Source organism: Martelella mangrovi, assembly GCF_040545495.1.
In the GTDB taxonomy this organism is placed as follows: Bacteria; Pseudomonadota; Alphaproteobacteria; order Rhizobiales; family Rhizobiaceae; genus Martelella; species Martelella mangrovi.
This window is the reverse complement of the sequence record NZ_JBEPLY010000007.1, coordinates 20101-38798: the sequence shown is the minus strand read 5'-3', so window position 1 is coordinate 38798 and position 18698 is coordinate 20101. Positions and strand designations below refer to the sequence as shown.

At 60.7% G+C, this 18698-nt stretch carries 18 protein-coding genes; 9 read left to right on the top strand and 9 right to left on the bottom strand.

The features are described from left to right. Positions 1-81 precede the first annotated feature (81 nt). The 4 genes from ABID12_RS11550 to ABID12_RS11535 all read right to left on the bottom strand — a co-directional run bounded on the left by ABID12_RS11550 (position 82) and on the right by ABID12_RS11535 (position 3662). Positions 82-1338 carry an aminopeptidase gene (locus ABID12_RS11550; protein WP_354434322.1) on the bottom strand — a complete coding sequence of 419 codons (1257 nt, stop codon included), beginning with the start codon at positions 1336-1338 and terminating at the stop codon, positions 82-84. A gap of 160 nt (positions 1339-1498) precedes the next feature. Next, positions 1499-1972, bottom strand: coding sequence for a Cys-tRNA(Pro) deacylase (ybaK, locus tag ABID12_RS11545; protein ID WP_354434321.1), 474 nt, complete (start codon positions 1970-1972; stop codon positions 1499-1501). 3 nt (positions 1973-1975) lie between these two features. Then, positions 1976-2329, bottom strand: a complete 354-nt coding sequence (locus tag ABID12_RS11540; RefSeq protein WP_354434320.1) for an ArsC family reductase — start codon at positions 2327-2329, stop codon at positions 1976-1978. A 343-nt stretch (positions 2330-2672) separates the two neighbouring features. Then, a complete protein-coding gene (locus ABID12_RS11535; RefSeq protein WP_354434319.1) occupies positions 2673-3662 on the bottom strand; it encodes a Gfo/Idh/MocA family protein in 990 nt (329 codons plus the stop codon). A gap of 169 nt (positions 3663-3831) precedes the next feature. Here ABID12_RS11535 and ABID12_RS11530 point away from each other — a divergent pair, with 169 nt between their 5' ends. Continuing rightward, entirely contained in the window at positions 3832-4782 is a 951-nt protein-coding gene (locus tag ABID12_RS11530) for an aldo/keto reductase (protein WP_354434318.1), read from the top strand. Then, positions 4779-5231, top strand: coding sequence for a GNAT family N-acetyltransferase (locus ABID12_RS11525; RefSeq protein WP_354434317.1), 453 nt, complete (start codon positions 4779-4781; stop codon positions 5229-5231). The genes ABID12_RS11530 and ABID12_RS11525 overlap by 4 nt, the downstream gene beginning before the upstream one ends. A 7-nt stretch (positions 5232-5238) precedes the next feature. On the opposite strand, the gene upp is transcribed toward ABID12_RS11525, so the two are convergent. The 3 genes from upp to ABID12_RS11510 form a co-directional block, all read right to left on the bottom strand. Next, on the bottom strand, positions 5239-5868 hold the full coding sequence (gene upp, locus ABID12_RS11520) for a uracil phosphoribosyltransferase (RefSeq protein ID WP_354434316.1): 630 nt from the start codon (positions 5866-5868) through the stop codon (positions 5239-5241). Positions 5869-5976: 108 nt separating this feature from the next. Further along, on the bottom strand, positions 5977-6945 hold the full coding sequence (locus ABID12_RS11515) for an adenosine deaminase (RefSeq protein WP_354434315.1): 969 nt from the start codon (positions 6943-6945) through the stop codon (positions 5977-5979). Then, on the bottom strand, positions 6942-8162 hold the full coding sequence (locus ABID12_RS11510) for a phosphopentomutase (protein ID WP_354434314.1): 1221 nt from the start codon (positions 8160-8162) through the stop codon (positions 6942-6944). Before ABID12_RS11510 ends, ABID12_RS11515 begins: the two co-directional genes overlap by 4 nt. A 155-nt stretch (positions 8163-8317) precedes the next feature. On the opposite strand from ABID12_RS11510, the gene ABID12_RS11505 reads away from it, so the two are divergent. After that, positions 8318-8488: a hypothetical protein gene (locus ABID12_RS11505; RefSeq protein ID WP_181190841.1), complete on the top strand. Its 171-nt coding sequence runs from the start codon at positions 8318-8320 to the stop codon at positions 8486-8488. Between the two features lie 6 nt (positions 8489-8494). Here ABID12_RS11505 and ABID12_RS11500 read toward each other — a convergent pair whose 3' ends face one another. Both ABID12_RS11500 and ABID12_RS11495 read right to left on the bottom strand, forming a co-directional pair. Then, entirely contained in the window at positions 8495-9778 is a 1284-nt protein-coding gene (locus tag ABID12_RS11500) for a Zn-dependent hydrolase (protein WP_354434313.1), read from the bottom strand. A 252-nt stretch (positions 9779-10030) separates the two neighbouring features. Next, positions 10031-10546: a DUF4142 domain-containing protein gene (locus ABID12_RS11495; protein ID WP_354434312.1), complete on the bottom strand. Its 516-nt coding sequence runs from the start codon at positions 10544-10546 to the stop codon at positions 10031-10033. A gap of 289 nt (positions 10547-10835) precedes the next feature. On the opposite strand from ABID12_RS11495, the gene ABID12_RS11490 reads away from it, so the two are divergent. The 6 genes from ABID12_RS11490 (at position 10836) to ABID12_RS11465 (ending at position 18485) form a co-directional block, all read left to right on the top strand. Then, positions 10836-12395 (top strand): ABC transporter substrate-binding protein, encoded by a 1560-nt coding sequence (locus tag ABID12_RS11490; RefSeq protein ID WP_354434311.1) that lies wholly within the window; start codon positions 10836-10838, stop codon positions 12393-12395. 476 nt (positions 12396-12871) lie between these two features. Continuing rightward, positions 12872-13816, top strand: coding sequence for an ABC transporter permease (locus tag ABID12_RS11485; RefSeq protein WP_354434310.1), 945 nt, complete (start codon positions 12872-12874; stop codon positions 13814-13816). Beyond that, positions 13816-15756, top strand: coding sequence for a dipeptide/oligopeptide/nickel ABC transporter permease/ATP-binding protein (locus tag ABID12_RS11480; protein WP_354434309.1), 1941 nt, complete (start codon positions 13816-13818; stop codon positions 15754-15756). The genes ABID12_RS11485 and ABID12_RS11480 overlap by 1 nt, the downstream gene beginning before the upstream one ends. Beyond that, positions 15749-16738: an ABC transporter ATP-binding protein gene (locus tag ABID12_RS11475; RefSeq protein ID WP_354434308.1), complete on the top strand. Its 990-nt coding sequence runs from the start codon at positions 15749-15751 to the stop codon at positions 16736-16738. The genes ABID12_RS11480 and ABID12_RS11475 overlap by 8 nt, the downstream gene beginning before the upstream one ends. Then, positions 16735-17523 carry a FadR/GntR family transcriptional regulator gene (locus tag ABID12_RS11470; RefSeq protein ID WP_354434307.1) on the top strand — a complete coding sequence of 263 codons (789 nt, stop codon included), beginning with the start codon at positions 16735-16737 and terminating at the stop codon, positions 17521-17523. The genes ABID12_RS11475 and ABID12_RS11470 overlap by 4 nt, the downstream gene beginning before the upstream one ends. A 23-nt stretch (positions 17524-17546) precedes the next feature. Beyond that, positions 17547-18485: an acetamidase/formamidase family protein gene (locus tag ABID12_RS11465; RefSeq protein WP_354434306.1), complete on the top strand. Its 939-nt coding sequence runs from the start codon at positions 17547-17549 to the stop codon at positions 18483-18485. Positions 18486-18698 lie beyond the last annotated feature (213 nt).

The window sequence follows — 18698 nt, the reverse complement described above, 5'->3', positions numbered from 1 at the left end:
CAGCCTTGCCTTTTGCGGCCGGCACCAATGCCTCCCGCCCCGGTTCCGGGACGGAATAATTTTCTATTGCAAAACAGTGTTTCAATCGGCCCATTCGCCGCCACGCATCACCGGCGTGGCATTGCCGTTCGCATCGATGCCGTCGATATCGATCTTGTCCGATCCGATCATCCAGTCGATATGGATCAGCGAGGAATTGCCGCCCTTGGCCGCAATTTCATCGGAGGAAAGCTTGTCGCCGTCGATGAAGCATTTCGAATAGCACTGCCCGAGCGCGATATGGCAGGAGGCGTTTTCATCAAACAGGGTGTTGTAGAACAGGATGCCGCTTGCCGAAATCGGTGAGGAATGCGGCACCAGCGCCACCTCGCCGAGACGGCTCGCCCCCTCGTCGGTATCCAGAACCTTGTTGAGCACATCGCCGCCCTTTGCGGCGGCGGCATGCACGATCCGGCCGTTTTCGAACTGGACGCGGATATCGTCGATCAGCGTTCCCTGATGGGAGAGCGGCTTGGTCGAGGAGACATGACCTTCAACCCACAGCCGGTGCGGCGTGGTGAACACTTCCTCTGTCGGAATATTGGGATTGCAGACAATGCCGTTCTTGGCCATCGAGGCACCGCCGCTCCATTCATGGTCATCGGCAAGTCCGATGGTCAGATCGGTCCCCGGCCCGGTGTAGTGCAGTGCCGAAAAGCGCTTGCCGTTCAGCCATGCAGAGCGGCTGTGAAGCTGATCGTTGTGTTCGCGCCAGGCCGCGATCGGGTCAGGCTGGTTGACCCGCGAGGCGGCGAAGATCGCCCTTGCCAGCTTGGCAACAGCCATGGCGTCGGGATCGTCGGGAAACACGGTCTTGGCCCAGGCAAGCGAAGGGTAGGAGACGATATTCCAGTTGATGTCGAAACCGGCGATCTTTTCCAGCGCGGGTTTATAGGCCGTCGAGTTCGCCCGGTTGGCGCGCGAAACCTTTTCCGGGTCCTGCGCGGCCAGCAGCATCGGGTCGTCGCCAGCAATCGCAAGCCGGGCGGCACCGCGCTCGTAAGCCAGTCCCATGCCCTCGTAAAGCCAGTCGGCGGCCTTGTCGAAGCTGGCATCATGGGCATTTTCGAAACGCTCGAGTGTCGCCTGCGGATCGGAAAAGACCGTCGTCACCACGCCCGCACCGGCCTTGTAGGCATGGCGGGTGATCAGCCGGGTCAGCGGCTGCGCCTCGATCGGCGCCGTCATCACCAGATCCTGCCCCTCGGCCAGGTTGAGGCCGACATGCACGGCCACTTCCGCCAGTTTTTCCAGCGCTTTCAGATCTACGGGATGGGGAAGCTTTGTTTCGCCGGTCATGATTGCCTCACGCTGATGGTTTCTGTTGAGACCTATCTAAAGCGTTTCAGACTGAAATGGAATCGTTCTGCGGCAAGGATTTTGTGCCAGAACCAAGCAATTTGGCGCAGGGCATAGCCGAAGCTATGTCCAAGACGAAGACTGCCGGATCGGTCTGGCGTTATGCGATGATGCCCACGGTTGCCGCGCCCAGAGCCTTCACCGCATCTGCCGGGGCAAGCTTCACCTGAAGGCCGCGCTGACCGCCATTCATGATGACGTAAGGATGGTCAAGGGCAGCGATTTCGAAGACCACAGGCACGCGCTTTCGCTGACCGAAGGGCGAGATACCGCCGACATGATAGCCGGACAGGCGCTCGGCCGCAGGCACTTCCAGCATATGGGCATGCTTGCCCGAAAAGGCGGCAGCAAGCTTTTTCATTGACGCTTCGGCATTCGACGGCAAAACAGCGCAGACCGGCTTGCCATCGACTTCCGCCATCAGCGTCTTCAGCACACGCTCGGCCGGCTCTCCGATGGCTTCGGCGGCCTGCAGCCCGACCTTGAAGGCATTGGGATCATAATCATATTGCTGGATGGTGTAGGAAACACCGGCCTTGTCGAGAAACCGGGTTGCCTGGGTGGTCTTCGCCATCGTTCACGCCTTGTCGAAAAAGTCCGCATAGGTTTCCGGCTTGAAGCCGACGATCAGCCGGTCGCCGTCCTCCAGCACCGGACGCTTGATCATGGAAGGATTGGAGAGCATCAGGCCGATGGCCTTGTCCCGGTCGATATCCTGTTTTTCCGCGTCGGCAAGCTTGCGGAAGGTCATGCCGGCGCGGTTCAGTACCTTTTCCCACCCGGCTTCATCGCACCAGCGCTCCAGATGCGCGCGGTCGATGCCGGCCTTCTTGTAATCGTGAAGTTCGTAGCCGACCCCGTGATTATCCAGCCAGGTCCACGCCTTCTTCATGGTGTCGCAGTTTCGAATTCCGTAAAGCGTTACCGCCATGGCGTAATCCTTTCACAAGATCGTTCTGGCCGACAAAAACAGTCCTCATCAAGGACCGTCAGACTGCTGACAAAGCTCGCCCCGCTCTCCTTCGTCACCCTCGGGCTTGTCCCGAGGGTCTAAGCACGCATGAACGCGACAAGCGTATCGGGCAAAAAAATAAATTTAAAACAATCTATTACGGACCGCCAACGCCGCTCGCGCTGAGCGGTGGTTAGATCCTCGGGACAAGCCCGAGGATGACGTCCGTAAAAAGGATAGGTTTGTCAGTAAACTGACGGTCCTCATCAAGGACCGTTTTCAAAGTTGAGATTTTGGACAAAACTCCTTTAAAAAAGTTCAGTCACACGGTTTCCCAGCCGCCGTCGAGCTTGCCGGCACGATAGATCGCATCGATCACCCGCTGGTTCTTCACCGAATTTTCGAGCGTGAACACCTCGGCCTTGCCGCCGCTCGCTGCTTCGGAAAACGCCTCGACCTCACGAACATACTGGCGGCTGTCCTGAAAGCGGAAGGACTGGGTCTCGCTATGGTTCTGGTTGGAAAGCAGCAAGGCTTCCTCACCCCAGCGCTCGCCATTGAAGGGGGAGAGCACCTCGATCATGCCCTCGGTACCATGGAAGGTCATCGACTGCCGGTGGGCAAGCTGCGTGGAAATGTAAAAGCTTGCCTCGAAGCCCGGAAACTCCGCCCGTACAGACGCAAAGATATCCGTGCCGAATTCGCTGTCATAGCGCACCGTTGCCTGAAGCCGCGTGGGTTCCGCGCCGGTGGCAAACCGCGTGGTCACGGTCGGATAGACGCCGATATCGGGCAGACCGCCGCCGCCGAGCGCGGGAATGTTGCGCATATTGGTGGCATCGCGCAGAAAATAGGTAAAGGAGCCCTGAACCTGCTGCAGCGTGCCAATCGCGCCATCGGCAAGAAGCGCGCGTATCTTGTGCCAGACCGGCGCGTACGTAACCATGAAGGCTTCGCTGATCAGCACATTGTTGCGATCACGCGCAGCGATAACCGGTTCGATATCCTCCGCCTTCAGTGCCAGCGGCTTTTCGACCAGAACATGCTTTCCGGCATCCGCGGCCTTGATGGCCCATTCCACATGCTGTGAGGTCGGTAGCGGAATATAAACCGCGTCGATCACATCGCTGGCCAGCATTTCCTCGTAAGACGCGAAAGCATGCGGCGCGCCGAAACGGGTCGCCATGGCCTGGGCCCGCTCGAGATCGCGGCTGGCGACAGCCGACAGCACGGCATTCTCCGCATCGACGATTGCCGGCACGACGGCTTCACGACCGATTTTGGCGGTCGAAACAATTCCAAAACGCAACATGGGATTTCCTCACCTGTTATTCCGCGGCCAGCATAGAAATCGGCCGGCACGTGTGCAACCGGCAAATCGGGCGTTTTGTCGCTTTCGCTTCGACGTCGGTTCCATTGCCATGCGGCCGCCGGCAACCTACGTTAAGGATGGAAAAAGGGTCAGCACCCGGGAGGAAACAATGCACAGACGAAGGCTTGGCAGAACGGATATAGAAATATCGCCCGTTGTCTTCGGCGGCAATGTGTTCGGCTGGACAGCGGATGAGCAGACGTCCTTTGCGCTGCTCGATCGCTTTGTCGGCGGCGGCTTCAACGCAATCGATACGGCGGATGTCTATTCCGCCTGGGTTGATGGAAACGCCGGCGGCGAATCGGAAACGATCATCGGCAACTGGCTGAAGCGCGGGGGCGTTGCGCGCGAGGACGTCGTCATCATCACCAAGGTCGGTTCGGAAATGGGGCCCGGCAGGAAAGGTCTCAAGGAAGACTGGATCATGCGCGCGGTGGAGGATTCGCTCAAGCGTCTGCAGACCGATTATCTCGATGTCTATCTGGCCCACTGGCCGGACCCCGATACCGACTATGATGAGACGATCGGCGCTTTCACAAGACTGCGCGAACAGGGAAAGGTCAGGGCGATCGGCGCATCCAATCTCGATGCCCGGCAGCTTGAGGAGGCACTGACGGTTGCCGAGCACACCGGCCGGGCGCGTTACGATGTGTTGCAGCCGCTGTACAATCTTTACGACCGCTCCGGCTTTGAGGGGGCGCTGGCCGAACTCTGTGTCGAACATGATATCGGCGTCATCACCTATTTCAGCCTTGCTGCAGGCTTCCTGACCGGCAAATACAGGTCTTTCGACGACGCCGCGGCGACGGCGCGTGCAAGACATGTCGAGAAATATTTCGACGACCGGGGAAGACGCATTCTCGCCGCACTCGAAACAGTCGCATCGCAGACCGGTGAACATCCTGCGGCAATAGCGCTTGCGTGGCTGATGACGCGGCGCGGCGTGACGGCGCCTATTGCCAGCGCTTCACGCCCTGAACAGATGGACACGCTGCTGCGTGCGCCCGACATCGACCTCACCCAGGAAGCCCTGCAAATGCTTCAGGAAGCCGGAGAATGAACGACATCAGCATTCGTACAGCAAGAGCCGAAGACAAGGCCGCATGGCTTACACTCTGGCAGGGGTATCTGACCTTTTATGGCTCCGCCATCGCCCCGGATGTGACGGAAATGACATGGTCGCGGATCATTGATCCGATTACCCCCGTCTTCACGCGTCTTGCGGTTGTCGATGACAGGCCGGTGGGTTTTGCGACCTGCATTCTCCACCCGCGCACCTGGGCGGTCGAACCCGCGTGTTATCTGGAGGATTTGTTCGTGGACGAAAACCAGCGCGGGCGCGGCATCGGCAAACGGCTGATTGACGACCTGATCGCGATGGGCCGGCGCGATGGCTGGACGAATCTCTACTGGCACACCAACAAAGATAACGAAACCGCGCGCCGGCTCTATGATCGGTACGACAAGGCCGATAATTTCGTGCGTTACCGGCTGCCGTTGACACCGTGACGGTGGCTTACTTGGTGCCGTACATCCGGTCGCCGGCATCGCCCAGCCCCGGAACGATATAGCCCTTCTCGTTCAGATGGCTGTCGATGGCGGCCGTGTAGATCGGCACGTCGGGATGGCTTTTGTGAAAGTGCTCGATGCCCTCGGGCGCAGCCAGCAGGCACAGGAACCGCAGATTGGTCACGCCGCGTTCCTTCAGCCGGTCGACGGCGGCGATCGATGAATTGCCGGTCGCCAGCATCGGATCGACGACAATCACCAGCCGTTGGCCGATATCTTCCGGCGCCTTGAAGAAATATTCGATCGCCTCAAGCGTTTCATGATCGCGGTAAACCCCGATATGAGAGACGCGGGCAGACGGCACCAGATCGAGCATGCCTTCCAGAAGACCGTTGCCGGCGCGCAGGATCGAGGCAAACACCAGTTTCTTGCCCTCGAGAACCGGCGCTTCCATCGTCGTCAGCGGCGTCTCGATCGTCTCCATGGTCAGTTCGAGATCGCGCGTGACCTCGTAACAGAGCAGGGTCGAGATTTCCCTGAGCAGCCTGCGAAAACCGGCCGTCGACGTATCTTTCTGACGCATCTTCGTCAGCTTGTGTTGAACCAGAGGATGGTCGATGACCGTTGCGCCGTTCATGGAGGTCTTCCCGTCTTTTTGTGCACTGGCCCCGTTATGGCGCAAAAGACGGCAATGCAGCAAGCATCACGCAGGCTTTGCACACATATCCCGGCATTTTCCACCGTTTCAGCCGTCAAGCCGGGCGTAAAGTCGCGCGCGCGTCGGCTCATCCACGAATGCCGCCGCAATCGCCTGGCGCGTCATGGCGGCAATCGCCGCGGCAGAAAGGCCCATTTCGCTTTGTGCCACCGCATATTCACGCGCAAGCGAGGTGTCGAAGAACGGCGGATCGTCGGAATTGAGCGTGACCCGGACACCGGCATCAAACAGCTGGCGCAGCGGATGGGAGCGGAAATCGGGATAGACCGACAGCGCGATATTGGAACCCGGGCAGACCTCGAGCACCACGCCCTCATCGGCAAGCCGGCGGACAAGACCGGGGTCTTCAACCGCCCGCACACCGTGGCCGATCCGGTCCGGGCGCACCAGATCCAGCGCATCGCGCACCGAGCCCGGTCCGCAGACTTCACCGGCATGGATAGTCAGTTTCAGCCCGCCATCGCGGGCGATGTCAAAGGCGCGGGCATAATCCGCCACGCGGCCCACACGTTCATCACCGGCCATGTTAAAGCCCGTCAGCAGCGGAAAACCGCAGGAAACGGCATAGCGCGCAGCACCCTCGACCTGCTCCGGCCCCATATGCCGCTCGCCGATCATCACCATCCGGCACTCGATGCCGGTCCTGTTTCTGGCCGCCTCGATGCCCGCCGAAATCGCCCGCATATAGCCGTCGCGGGAAAGACCCGCAGCAAGCCCCTGTTCGGGAGAGACAAACAGCTCCGAATAGATCGCGCCCGCTGCGGCAAGCTCATCGAGATAGGCTTCCGCCAAAGCCGCAAAATCCTCCTCCGAGCGAAAGACGCTCGCGATTGCCGCATAACAGGCAATGAAGCTTGAAAAATCGTGCCAGACATAACGGCCTTCATGCAGCCAAGACGAAAGGTCGATCCCGTATTTATCGGCAAGCCGGGCGGCAAGAGCGGGCGGGGTCGCCCCTTCTATATGGCAATGAAGCTCGGCTTTCGGTGTCGTCACAGGAAAGATGCTCCGTGTTTGCCGGGGGCAAGGCCGAGATGGCGGGCAATGCTTTCGCCAATATCGGCATAGGTCTCGCGAACGCCAAGCGAGCCCGGCTGAAGCCCCGGCCCGAACACCAGAACCGGCACGCGCTCGCGGGTGTGGTCGGATCCACGCCATGTCGGATCGCAGCCATGATCAGCGGTCAGCACGGCAATATCGCCGGGCTTCATCCGCTCCGCGATATCGCCGACGCGGGCATCGAACGCTTCAAGCGCTGCTGCATAGCCCGGCACATCGCGGCGGTGGCCGTAGACCATGTCGAAATCGACCAGATTGGTAAACATCAGGTCGCCCTCGCCCGCTGCATCCATCGCCTCCAGGCTGGCATCCACCAGCGCGTCATTACCGTCGGCCTTGAACACGCGCGACACGCCCTTGCCCGCGAAAATGTCGGAAATCTTGCCGACGGCCAGCACGGTCCCCCCGGCTGCCGTCACCCGGTCGAGCAGCGTCTCTTCCGGCGGCGCAATCGAGAAATCACGACGATTGCCGGTGCGCTTGAAGGTTTCGGCCGTCTCCCCGATGAAGGGACGGGCAATCACCCGGCCGATATTCAGATCATAGGTCAGCTCCCGCACAACCGCGCAGAGCTTCATCAGCCGGTCGAGACCGAAATGATATTCGTGGGCGGCAATCTGGAACACGCTGTCGGCCGAGGCGTAGAAGATCGGGCGGCGGGTCCAGACATGTTCCTGACCGAAGCGCTTGATGATTTCCGTGCCCGAGGCGTGGCAATTGCCGAGGCTGCCGGGAATATCCGCCTCGCGATAGATCGCCTCCAGAAGATCGGCCGGAAAACAGTCTTGCTGATCGGGGAAATAGCCCCAGTCGAACATTACCGGCGTTGCCGCAATTTCCCAGTGGCCCGATGGGGTGTCCTTGCCGCGCGAAACCTCGCTTGCCGCGCCATAGCGCCCGAAAAGGCGGTCTGCCCCTTCCATGCCTGCGGGATAGTGCCGGGTGGCAAGCTTGGCGGCTTCCAGAAGACCAAGCGCTGAAAGGTTGGGCAGTTTCAGCGGACCGGAGCGAAGCCCCTCACGGTCGCCAAGCCCTGCGGCGCAGAATTCGGCGATATGGCCGAGCGTATCGGCGCCGAGGTCGCCATAGGCGCGGGCATCCGGTGCGCCTCCGATGCCGAAGGAATCAAGAACATAAAGAAAGGCACGGGCCATCGGCGCTCAATCCTGAAACACAAATCATGTCTTTCTTCTATCTTCTGCCCGCCCGCAAGGCAAACAGCGCCAGCGACACCGGAACCGATGCGGCAACTCGTGCATTTAGAACATGATAACCATGTTTCTTAACGCCGCAGGAAGGCAGGCAGGTCATGCTGACAGTCACGGACACCATCAAGGCGATTACTGTCATGCCCGAAAGAAGCAGCCGAAAAGACCAGGCCGGAAACCAGGCAAGCGAACTGGCGCTGATCGCCGGCGTTCTTCTGGCGGCAACAGCACTGGTGATCTTCGCCGCTTTCCGGCTTTACGCTGTCAGTTGAGGCGGTTCACGCCGTAAGCCGCAACAACGCGGCCAGCATCAATTCCGCACCCTTTTCAATATCCGACCATTCGGAATATTCCTCCGGCGCGTGTGATATCCCGTTGCGACTGGGCACGAAAATCATCGCCGAGGGGCAGAGCGTCATCATCGTCTGCGCATCATGGCCGGCCCCCGAGATCATCCGTTTGGCCGGAAGGCCCAGCCCCTCTGCCGTTTCAGACAGAAGATCGACAAGACCGGCATCGAAGGCGACAGGCGGGATAAAACTCTTTTCCTCGATTTCATGGGTGAGGCCGTGCTTTGCCGCGACCGCCGCCGTCGCGCGATAAAACAGTCTCTGAAGACCACGCATGACGGCCTCCGACGCATCCCGGATGATGACCGAGAAGACCGATTCGCCGGGCACGGTATGCGGATGATTGGGCAAGAGTTCCACTTTTCCGATGGTAATCCGCGCGATATCGGACGGCGCGCTTTCGATCATCCCCGGGATTTGCGTGGCGATTTCCGCAAGGCCGGCAAAAGCATCGGCGCGCATGTCCATCGGCGTGGTGCCGGAATGATTGGCCGTGCCCTTGAGCGTGACCTGCAAATTGACGATCCCGGTCGCCCCCTCCGGCAGGCCGATGGCTATGCCCTCGCGCTCCAGCACCGGCCCCTGCTCGATGTGCAACTCCAGAAAAGCCCGGACCGAGCCTTTCGGGCGGGCAGCGCCCGGAACGGCCTCCGGATCAAGGCCCTGCGCGCGCATGGCATCGGCCAGCAGCACACCGTCGGCATCCGTGGCATTCGCCAGCCATTCCGGCGTCACCAGCCCGGCCATGGCCTGAGACCCGAGCATGCCGCCAAACCGGCCCTCCTCCTCCGAGGTTGCCGCGACCTCGACCGGCACGGCAGGCTGAATGCCCGCCTCCTTCATTGCCCGCACGCATTCAAGCGCGACGGCAACGCCGAGTGAACCGTCGAATGCACCGCCATCGACAACGGTGTCGAGATGCGATCCGACCATCACCGACGGTGCGTCGGCATCGCCGCAACGCCCGAAAACCGAGTTGGCGCCATCGCGGGTCACCGCTAAGCCGTCCTTTTCCATCTCGCCTGCAAACCAGTCTCGGACCGCCATATCGGCACCGGAAAAACCGGGCCGGTTGTAGCCTTCGCCCGGCCCGCCCGCACCGGAAAAACCGGGCCGGTTGTAGCCTTCGCCCGGCCCGCCCGCACCGAAGCGGTTGATGCCGTCAAGGAGTGCCCTGAGCCGGTCGGAATTGATTTTCGGTTTGCAGCTCATGGCAGTCGGCCTCCCTTTTACGCCGCATGACGGCTTCCTCTTTCGGGAATTTATTATGATAATTTCCGGTCAGCCGCAAACAGAGTGCTGAAAAACAGATGCCCGCCCCGCCGTCCATGCGTTGGTTGTCACGGTTCCTCTTCCGGTGACATGCAGGCGGCAGGGCGGACACGGCTCCGCTCCCAGAAGTCGTCAATACTGATATCAGGGACCTGCGATCAGGCCCCATATGATACGCACGGGTCTTCGGTATCAGGTCGCCATGCTGTTGCGCACGGCCTGCAGCATGACAAGGTGCGATTCAATGAAGGGCACGAGAATGGTCGCAATCGTCGTATCCATTCCGGTCTTGCCTTCCTTGACGCGCTGTTTTTGAATTTTCAACAGGGCTTCATGGCCGTCGATTTCGCTTTTGACATACAGCAGGTCGAACTTGGTTCCGGGATCCATCTTCTTCAGTTCGGCCAGTGTATGGGCAAACTCTTTCGGGCGCTCGGGCTTGGCGGCGCCAGCGCCCAGCAGCAGGCCGCCGACAGCAGTGGCCTCTCCTTCCTCCAGCCTGGCGAACTGCTGCACCATCGGGTGAACGGCCTTTTTGCTCGCCAGTGTGGAAATGTCCCCGGAGAACAGGCCGATCGTCAGCGTTTTGTCGGCATAGTCGGATGTCACAATATTGGCATTGGCGATCACCGGCGCGAGCCCGGTAAAGGCCGCGGCCATGGCGCCGCCGATCAATACCCGGCGACGGTTGAGATCTGTCGTGGTCATGTTCATCTGCCTTCCGTTTCTCAAAATAACCCCATGCTCGCAATTGCGGGCACGACGTTATGACGGACGGTAGAAAATCCTGATTATGGACAATTTTAAGGCGAACAATTCGCCGCTTCTCTGCTCTCATCAAAATCGGCTTGGTTGCCTCACACCCCGTAAGCAACTGATCTGAAATATCTATTTCTAGAAACCGGTTGTGCGGGTTGCAATTTATTATGATCAATCCTTGTCAATTACAAAATCTTCATGATTAATTAACCAAATAACAACAGAGGAGAACCGACAGATGAAACGCCTTCTCGCCGCGGCCCTTGCCGTCGCATCGCTGGCTTTCGCGGCCCCGGTCGTTGCCCAAACGCCGCCCAATGTTCTGATCGTCGGCCAGATCGCCGAGCCCAAATCGCTCGATCCCGCCGTCGATACCGCCGTCAATGATTTCCGCATTCTGGTGAACATGTATGACGGTCTGGTGCGCTACAAGGACGGCACGCTTGAGGTCGAACCGGCGCTTGCCACAAGCTGGGACATTTCCGAAGACGGCAAGACCTATACGTTCAAGCTGCGCGAGGGCGTCACCTTTCACGACGGCTCGCCCTTCAATGCCGAAGCGGTGAAGTTCAACTTCGAGCGCATGCTGGACGAAAACCACCCCTATTACGACACCGGCCCGTTTCCGCTGTCCTTCAATTTCTCCGCAGTGGACAGTATCGAAGTCGTCGATGACCTGACGGTGAAATTCACGCTGTCTGAACCCTATGCACCGTTCCTGTCCAACCTCGCCTACCCGATCGGCCTGATCGTTTCACCGGAAGCGGTGAAGGAATACGGCGCCGATTTCGGCCGCCATCCCTCCGGCACAGGCGCCTTCAAGTTCGAGGAGTGGGATCCGAACGCCAAGGTCGTTGTCTCCAAAAACGCCGATTACTGGGATGGCGCGCCGCCGCTTGAAGCCGTGGTCTTCCGTCCCGTCACCGATGCCAACACCCGCGTCGCCGAAATGATGTCCGGCGGCCTTGATGTGATGGTGGAGGTTCCCCCGGATTCGCTCTCGCAGTTTACCGGCAATGACAATTACACGGTCTACGAACAGGCCGGTCCGCATCTCTGGTTCCTGATCCTCAACCTGAAGGACGGCGTCTTCACCGACAAGAAGGTTCGCCAGGCCGTCAATTACGCGATCAACAAGGAAGCGATCGTCAACGACATCCTGCAGGGCACGGCCGAAGTCGCCGCAGGCCCGACGCCGCCGGCTTTCGCCTGGGCCTATGATGACAGCCTTTCGCCCTACCCTTACGACCCGGAAAAGGCCAAATCGCTTCTCGAGGAAGCCGGTTATGACGGTTCGGAGCTGACCTTCTATGTCACCGAAGGCGGTTCGGGCATGCTGGAGCCGCAGGCCATGGCCACCCAGATCCAGGCCGATCTCGAAGCTGTGGGCATGCCGGTCAAGATCGAAACCTATGAGTGGAACACCTTCCTCGGCAAGGTGAACCCCGGTCTTGCGGGCGAAGCCGACATGGCGGAAATGGCATGGATGACCAACGACCCGGACACCCTGCCCTTCCTGGCACTGCGCTCCGAAGCCTTCCCCGACAAGGGCGGTTTCAACTCCGGTTACTATTCCAACCCGGAGGTCGACAAGCTTCTTGAACAGGCCCGCACCTCCACGGACCAGGACGAGCGCGCCGAACTCTACAAACAGATGCAGGGCATCGTCCATGACGACGCTCCCTGGGTGTTCGTCGCCAACTGGAAGCAGAACGCGGTGACCAAGGCAAGCGTCGAAAACTTCAAGCTGCAGCCGTCATTCTTCCTGCTGCTGCAGAAGGTGGCGAAGCCGAATTGAACGATGCCGGGGTGGTCGTTTGGGCATCTGTGCATGCTTCCTTTTTCGACCGCCCCGCATCATTCTGCGTCATCCTCGGGCTTGACCCGAGGATCTAATCCCCTTTCCACGCGAGCGGAGTCCGTGGTCAGTCAGCAAGACAGTTCTTTCTGACCCTTTCTGCCCCGAAACGCCGGTCGTGCTGGTACGTGCATAGACCCTCGGGACAAGCCCGAGGGTGACGACAGAGAGCGGGATCCCCGGTGGCGGGGCCGCACTGCTTGCTCCCCATATTCTCTCCCGCTGGCGGGAGAGATGCCCCGAAAGGGGCAGTGAGGGTGGCGCAGCATATCAAAACGTGAGGACGTTCGAGGGGATAGACTCCCCCCTCACTGTCGCTGTCGCGACATCTCTCCCCTCCGGGGCGAGAAGGTTGGGGGGGCTTTGCGGCAATCGCCGTTTGCCCTTGATCACATGGCCACCACGGAGAACACGTCATGGCACAATACATCCTCAGGCGGCTTCTGACCGTCATTCCGGTCCTTCTGGGTCTGACCGTGATTGTCTTCGCCATCATGGCGATGATCCCCGGCGATCCGGCGACCGCGATCCTGGGGTCTTACGCCACGCCGGAAAATGTCGAACGCATCAACAAGGCGCTCGGCCTCGACAAGCCTCTGGTGCAGCAATATTTCATCTGGCTCGGCAATATTCTCCACGGCGATTTCGGTCGGTCCTATACCCAGAACCGGCCGGTCATCGACATCATTACCGAGCGTTTCGGCAACACGCTGATCCTTGCCGGCACCTCGCTGGTGCTCTGTTCCATCCTCGGCCTTCTGCCCGGCATCGTTTCGGCGGTGCGTCAGTATGGCGCCACCGACAAGCTGGTGACTTTTTTCGTGCTGATCGGCATTTCGGTGCCTTCTTTCTGGCTTGGCCTGCTGCTGATCCTGCTGTTTGCCGTCAAGCTGCAATGTCTGCCGGCCAGCGGCATGTATGCGATCTATGGCGGCGGCGGTCCGCTTGACCTGTTCAAGCATCTGATCCTGCCGGCCTTCACCCTTTCCGTGGTCGCCACCGGCGTGGTCGCGCGGCTGACACGCACCTCGATGCTGGAAGTGCTGCGGCAGGATTACATCCGCACCGCGCGCGCCAAGGGTCTGAAGGAGCGCCGCGTGATCATGCGCCATGCTTTCAAGGCCGCACTCGTCTCCGTCATTCCCGTGCTCGGCATTCAGGCCGGCTTTGTGCTCGGCGGCGCGGTCTATATCGAAACCGTGTTCCAGTGGCCGGGCATCGGCTCGATGCTGGTGACCGCCATTTCCACCCGCGACCTGCTGACAGTCCAGGGCGGGGTTCTGATCGTCGCAGCCGCCTATGTGCTGTTCAATCTGGTCGCCGATGTCGTCCAGAGCATGCTTGACCCGAGGTTGCGCTGATGACCGATGCCACCGCAAGCACCGCCCAGGCCAGGCCGGCAAAGAAAAGCGGCCGTCCGAGCGCGCTCAAGCTTCTGTTCAACAACACGCTGGCGACCGGCGGGCTGATCATTCTTGCCATCATCATCGTCATCGCGCTGGCGGCCCCCACCCTGCCGCTGCAGCCGCCGAATGTGACGGACCCGTCCGTGCGCCTGTCGCCGCCGCTCACCGAAGGCCATCTGCTCGGCACGGATTCACTTGGCCGCGACCTGCTGTCACGCCTGATCTGGGGCACCCGCGTCAGCCTCGCCGTCGGCGTTTCGGCGACGTTGATCGCCGCCTTTTTCGGCTCGCTGATCGGGCTGGTGGCGGGTTATGCGGGCGGGCGCACCGACAACATCCTGATGCGCGGCATCGATATGGTGATGGCCTTTCCCTATATCCTGCTGGCGCTTGCCATTGTCGCCGTGCTTGGCCCCGGCCTCTTGAACGCGCTCTATGCCATCGCCATCGTCAACATTCCCTTCTTCGCGCGGAATATTCGCGGCATGACGCTCGGGCTTTCACGCCGTGAGTTTGTCGATGCCGCACGGCTTTCCGGCAAATCGCATTTCGCCATTCTGTTCGGCGAGGTGCTGCCGAATGTACTGCCGGTGATCATCATCACCATGTCGACCACGATCGGCTGGATGATCCTGGAAACGGCCGGCCTTTCCTTCCTCGGTCTCGGCGCCCAGCCGCCGCAGGCCGATCTCGGCTCGATGCTCGGCGATGGCCGCAAGGTGCTGTTCACCGATGCCTATGTGTCGATGGTGCCGGGCCTGATGATCTTTGCCCTCGTCATGAGCATCAATCTTCTCGGCGACGGTATTCGCGATGTGCTCGACCCCCGGCTGAAATCCGGCGCGCTGGCACGTCCCGGCGCACGCACGGCGGTGAAGCGCGAAAGCGTCCCGGACCGGGGCCAGAGGCCGGAAACGGTGCTGGACATTCAGGCCATGCGCACCGAATTCCATGTCGGCGGGAGCATCTACAGGGCGGTCGGCGGGGTCGATCTGCACATGCGCCAGGGCGAATGCGTCGGCTTGGTCGGCGAATCCGGCTCCGGCAAGTCGGTCACCGCCATGTCGCTGATGGGGCTGGTACCGACCCCGCCCGGGCGCATTGCCGGCGGTGCGGCATGGCTCGACAATGAGGACCTGTTTGCCGCAAGCGATGAACGCATCCGGCAATTGCGCGGCGGCGATGTCTCCCACGTGTTTCAGGACCCGCTGTCCACCCTGCACCCGCTGTTTACCGTCGGCGATCAGCTGATCGAGGCCATTCAGTCCCACCAGCCGCTCTCGAAACAGAAGGCGCGCGAAAAGGCGGCGGACCTTCTGGAATCGGTGCGCATTCCCAATGCGGCGGAGCGACTGAAAGCCTTTCCGCACGAGCTTTCCGGCGGCATGCGTCAGCGCATCTCGATTGCCATGGCGCTTGCCAATGATGCCAAGGTGATCATCGCCGACGAGCCGACAACCGCGCTTGACGTGACCGTGCAGGCGCAGATCCTCGAACTGATGAACGGACTGCGCAAGGAGCGCAACACCGCAATCCTGTTCATCACCCATGATTTCGGCGTGGTGTCCGCCATCTGCGACCGGGTGGCGGTGATGTATGCCGGACGAATCGTCGAAACCGGCACAACCGAGGAAATTCTGGAACGCCCCGCCCACCCCTATACGGCCAAGCTGATCGAGTGCGTGCCCGTGCTCGGCGAACCGGACCGCCGCCTTGACGCCATCGAGGGCCGGCCGCCCGTGGTCAACAATCTGCCGGAAGGCTGCGCCTTTGCCGACCGCTGTCCCTTCGTTCAGGACGACTGTCGCAGCGGCGACATCGCCATGACCGAACTTGGCGAGGAACGCGGTGTGCGCTGCCTGCATCCGCTGAACAGGGAGAACGCCGATGGCTGAGGATGTATTGATCGCCGTCGATCGCGCCGAACGGACATTTGGCGGCGGCAAGACGCTGTTCGGCAGGCCGCTTCCCGCCGTCCATGCGGTGCAGGACGTCACCATCGATGTGAAGAAGGGCGAAACGCTCGGCATTGTCGGCGAATCGGGCTGCGGCAAGTCGACGCTCGCCCGCATCCTCTCCGGCCTCGATGTGCCGACGGGCGGCACAATCACATTCGAGGGCAAGGACCTTGCGAAAGAAGCCCGCAAGAACCCGCGGCAACTGGCCCGCCAGGTGCAATATGTGTTTCAGGACCCGGTCTCCTCGCTCAATCCCAGGAAAAAAATCCGCACCATTCTGGAAGCGCCACTCATCCACCTGTTGAAGCTGAACAAGGCCGAGCGGGCAAAACGGCTTGAAGAGCTGATGAACGCGGTCAATCTGGCGCCGGAGTTCCTCGACCGCTACCCGCACGAATTTTCCGGCGGTCAGGCCCAGCGCATCGGCATTGCCCGCGCGCTGGCCGCAAACCCGGAAGTGATCGTGCTGGACGAGCCGGTTTCCGCACTCGATGTCTCGGTGCAGGCGCAGGTGCTGAATATTCTCGACGACCTCAAGGCCCGTTTCGGCCTCACCTATCTGTTCATCTCCCACGATCTTTCGGTGGTCGAGTCGATTTCCGACCGGGTGGCGGTGATGTATTTCGGGCGCATTGTCGAGCTCGGCACACGCGATCAGGTGTTCTCCGGCGCGCTCCATCCCTATACGCACCTGTTGTTGAATTCCGCCCCCGCCCCCGGCAGAAAGGCCGTTTCCGGCGGGGATCGCGAAGCCGAACTGCCTGATCCCTATAATCCGCCGCCGGGCTGTGCGTTTTTCGCCCGATGTCAGAACGGAACGGAGCAATGTCAGCGCTCCGTTCCGCCGATTGACGAGGCGATGGGGAAAGCGGGCCACAAAGCCGCCTGTTTTCACCCGATGACGAAAAGGACGGCATGAGTAACACAAGTCTTGAAAGCCGGCAGGCCTTCGGCCCGCCCTTTGCGGAAAAGAAGCGCAAACGCCCCGACATGATCGCCGACATGCTGCGCGAACGCATGATCGATGCGGACCTGAAACCCGGCGATCGCATGCCCGCCGAATGGCTCGGGCAAGATGCCTTGCGCGCTTCCCGCGGCACGGTGCGCGAGGCCTTGAAAATTCTCGAATTCCAGGGACTGATCGCCTCCAAGACCGGCCCGGGCGGCGGCATTTTCATCCGCGCCGTGCAACCGGCGGAAGCGATCCAGACCGTGACCAGCCTGTTTCTGCAGGCGCCGCCCTCGATTGCCGATATCTATGCTCTGCGCAAGACGCTGGAACCGCAGCTTGCCGCCGATGCGGCGCGTCATTTTCCCGCCGCTGCCATCAAGACCCTACAGGACAAGATCAGGCTTTATGAAGGACAGGCCGAGACGGCCGAGGAAGAATATGTCCAGCGGCTCGCCGAGCTGGACTTTCACGCCGAACTGGCCCGCCACGCCCAAAACCCGGTTCTGGGCTTTACCTGCGGCCTGCTTCTAAATCTCCTGCGCGATCTGCCCGCCTGCCGCGCGATCTATGAGGAGCCCAATCCGGGTTTGCGCGAAACCGGCATTTTCTATCAGATCGAGCTGATCAAGGCGATCCGTGCGAAAGACAGCGAAGCGGCCCGTAGCATCATGGCGGAACATATGGTGGAGGCCGAGGCTTACATGCTCGAGCGCGCACGCCTCAATGCGGTGCGCTCCGGTATCGAGCAATAAACCGTCCCGAAAGGGGAACAAGCATGAAATGCGCACATACGATCCATGACCACCAGGGCCATCTCGGCTGGGACCGGTCGATCGCGCCTGTTCTCGTCGCCTGCTCCGGCGAAACCATCGCGTTTTCCTGCCGGGATGCCGGCAACGGACACTATGGTCCTGCCAGCACGGCAGCCGACATCCTGACGGCCGAGCCCGGCAAGGCCAATCCGCTGACGGGACCGCTTTATGTGGAAGGCGCAAAGCCCGGCGATGCGCTGAAGGTCACCATTAACGAATTCGCCCCCTCCGGTTTCGGCTGGACAGCGATCATTCCCGGCTTTGGCCTGCTTGCCGACCAGTTTTCCGAGCCGAAGCTGAAGCTCTGGGATTACGAGACCGACATTGCCACACCCGCCGTTTTCAGCCCGCTGGCGCGCATTCCGCTGCGCCCCTTCATCGGAACCATTGGCGTCGCCATGGCCGACCCCGGCCATCATTCGGTCATCCCGCCGCGCCGGGTCGGCGGCAATATGGATATCCGCGACATTGCCGCAGGCACCACGCTCTATCTTCCGGTCGAGGTCGAGGGCGCGCTGCTGTCCATCGGCGACACCCACGCGGCCCAGGGCGACGGCGAGGTCTGCGGCACAGCGATCGAAAGCGCCATGGATGTCTCCGTCACGGTCGAGGTGGTGCGTGAGGCCGCGCCGAAGACGCCCTATTTCACCACGCCCGGCCCGATCGCGCGCCACCTCGACGGCGCGGGCTACGAGGTGACCACCGGCATCGGCCCTGACCTGATGGAAGCCGCGCGCGCTGCCGTATCCAACATGATCGAGCTCCTGGCAAAAACCCGCAACCTCGATCCCGCCGACGCCTACATGCTCTGCTCGGTCTGCGGCGACCTGAAGATCAGCGAGATCGTCGACGCTCCCAACTGGGTGGTTTCCTTCTATTTTCCGCGGATTGTTTTTGAATAGCGCGGAAAGCCACGAGGCACCTTTCCGGCTCTCCTGTTATCGGCGCCCGTAAAGGGGGCGACGCTGACAGTCCCTTCAATTTTCACCAATCAGCCAACAACAATTGTTGACTTTGTCATGCAACCATGAGAGGTCAGCATTAACAGCGATAGTACGTACTTACTTTTAATACAAATATTTCAGCAACTTAACCGACATTTTTCAGCGCAATAC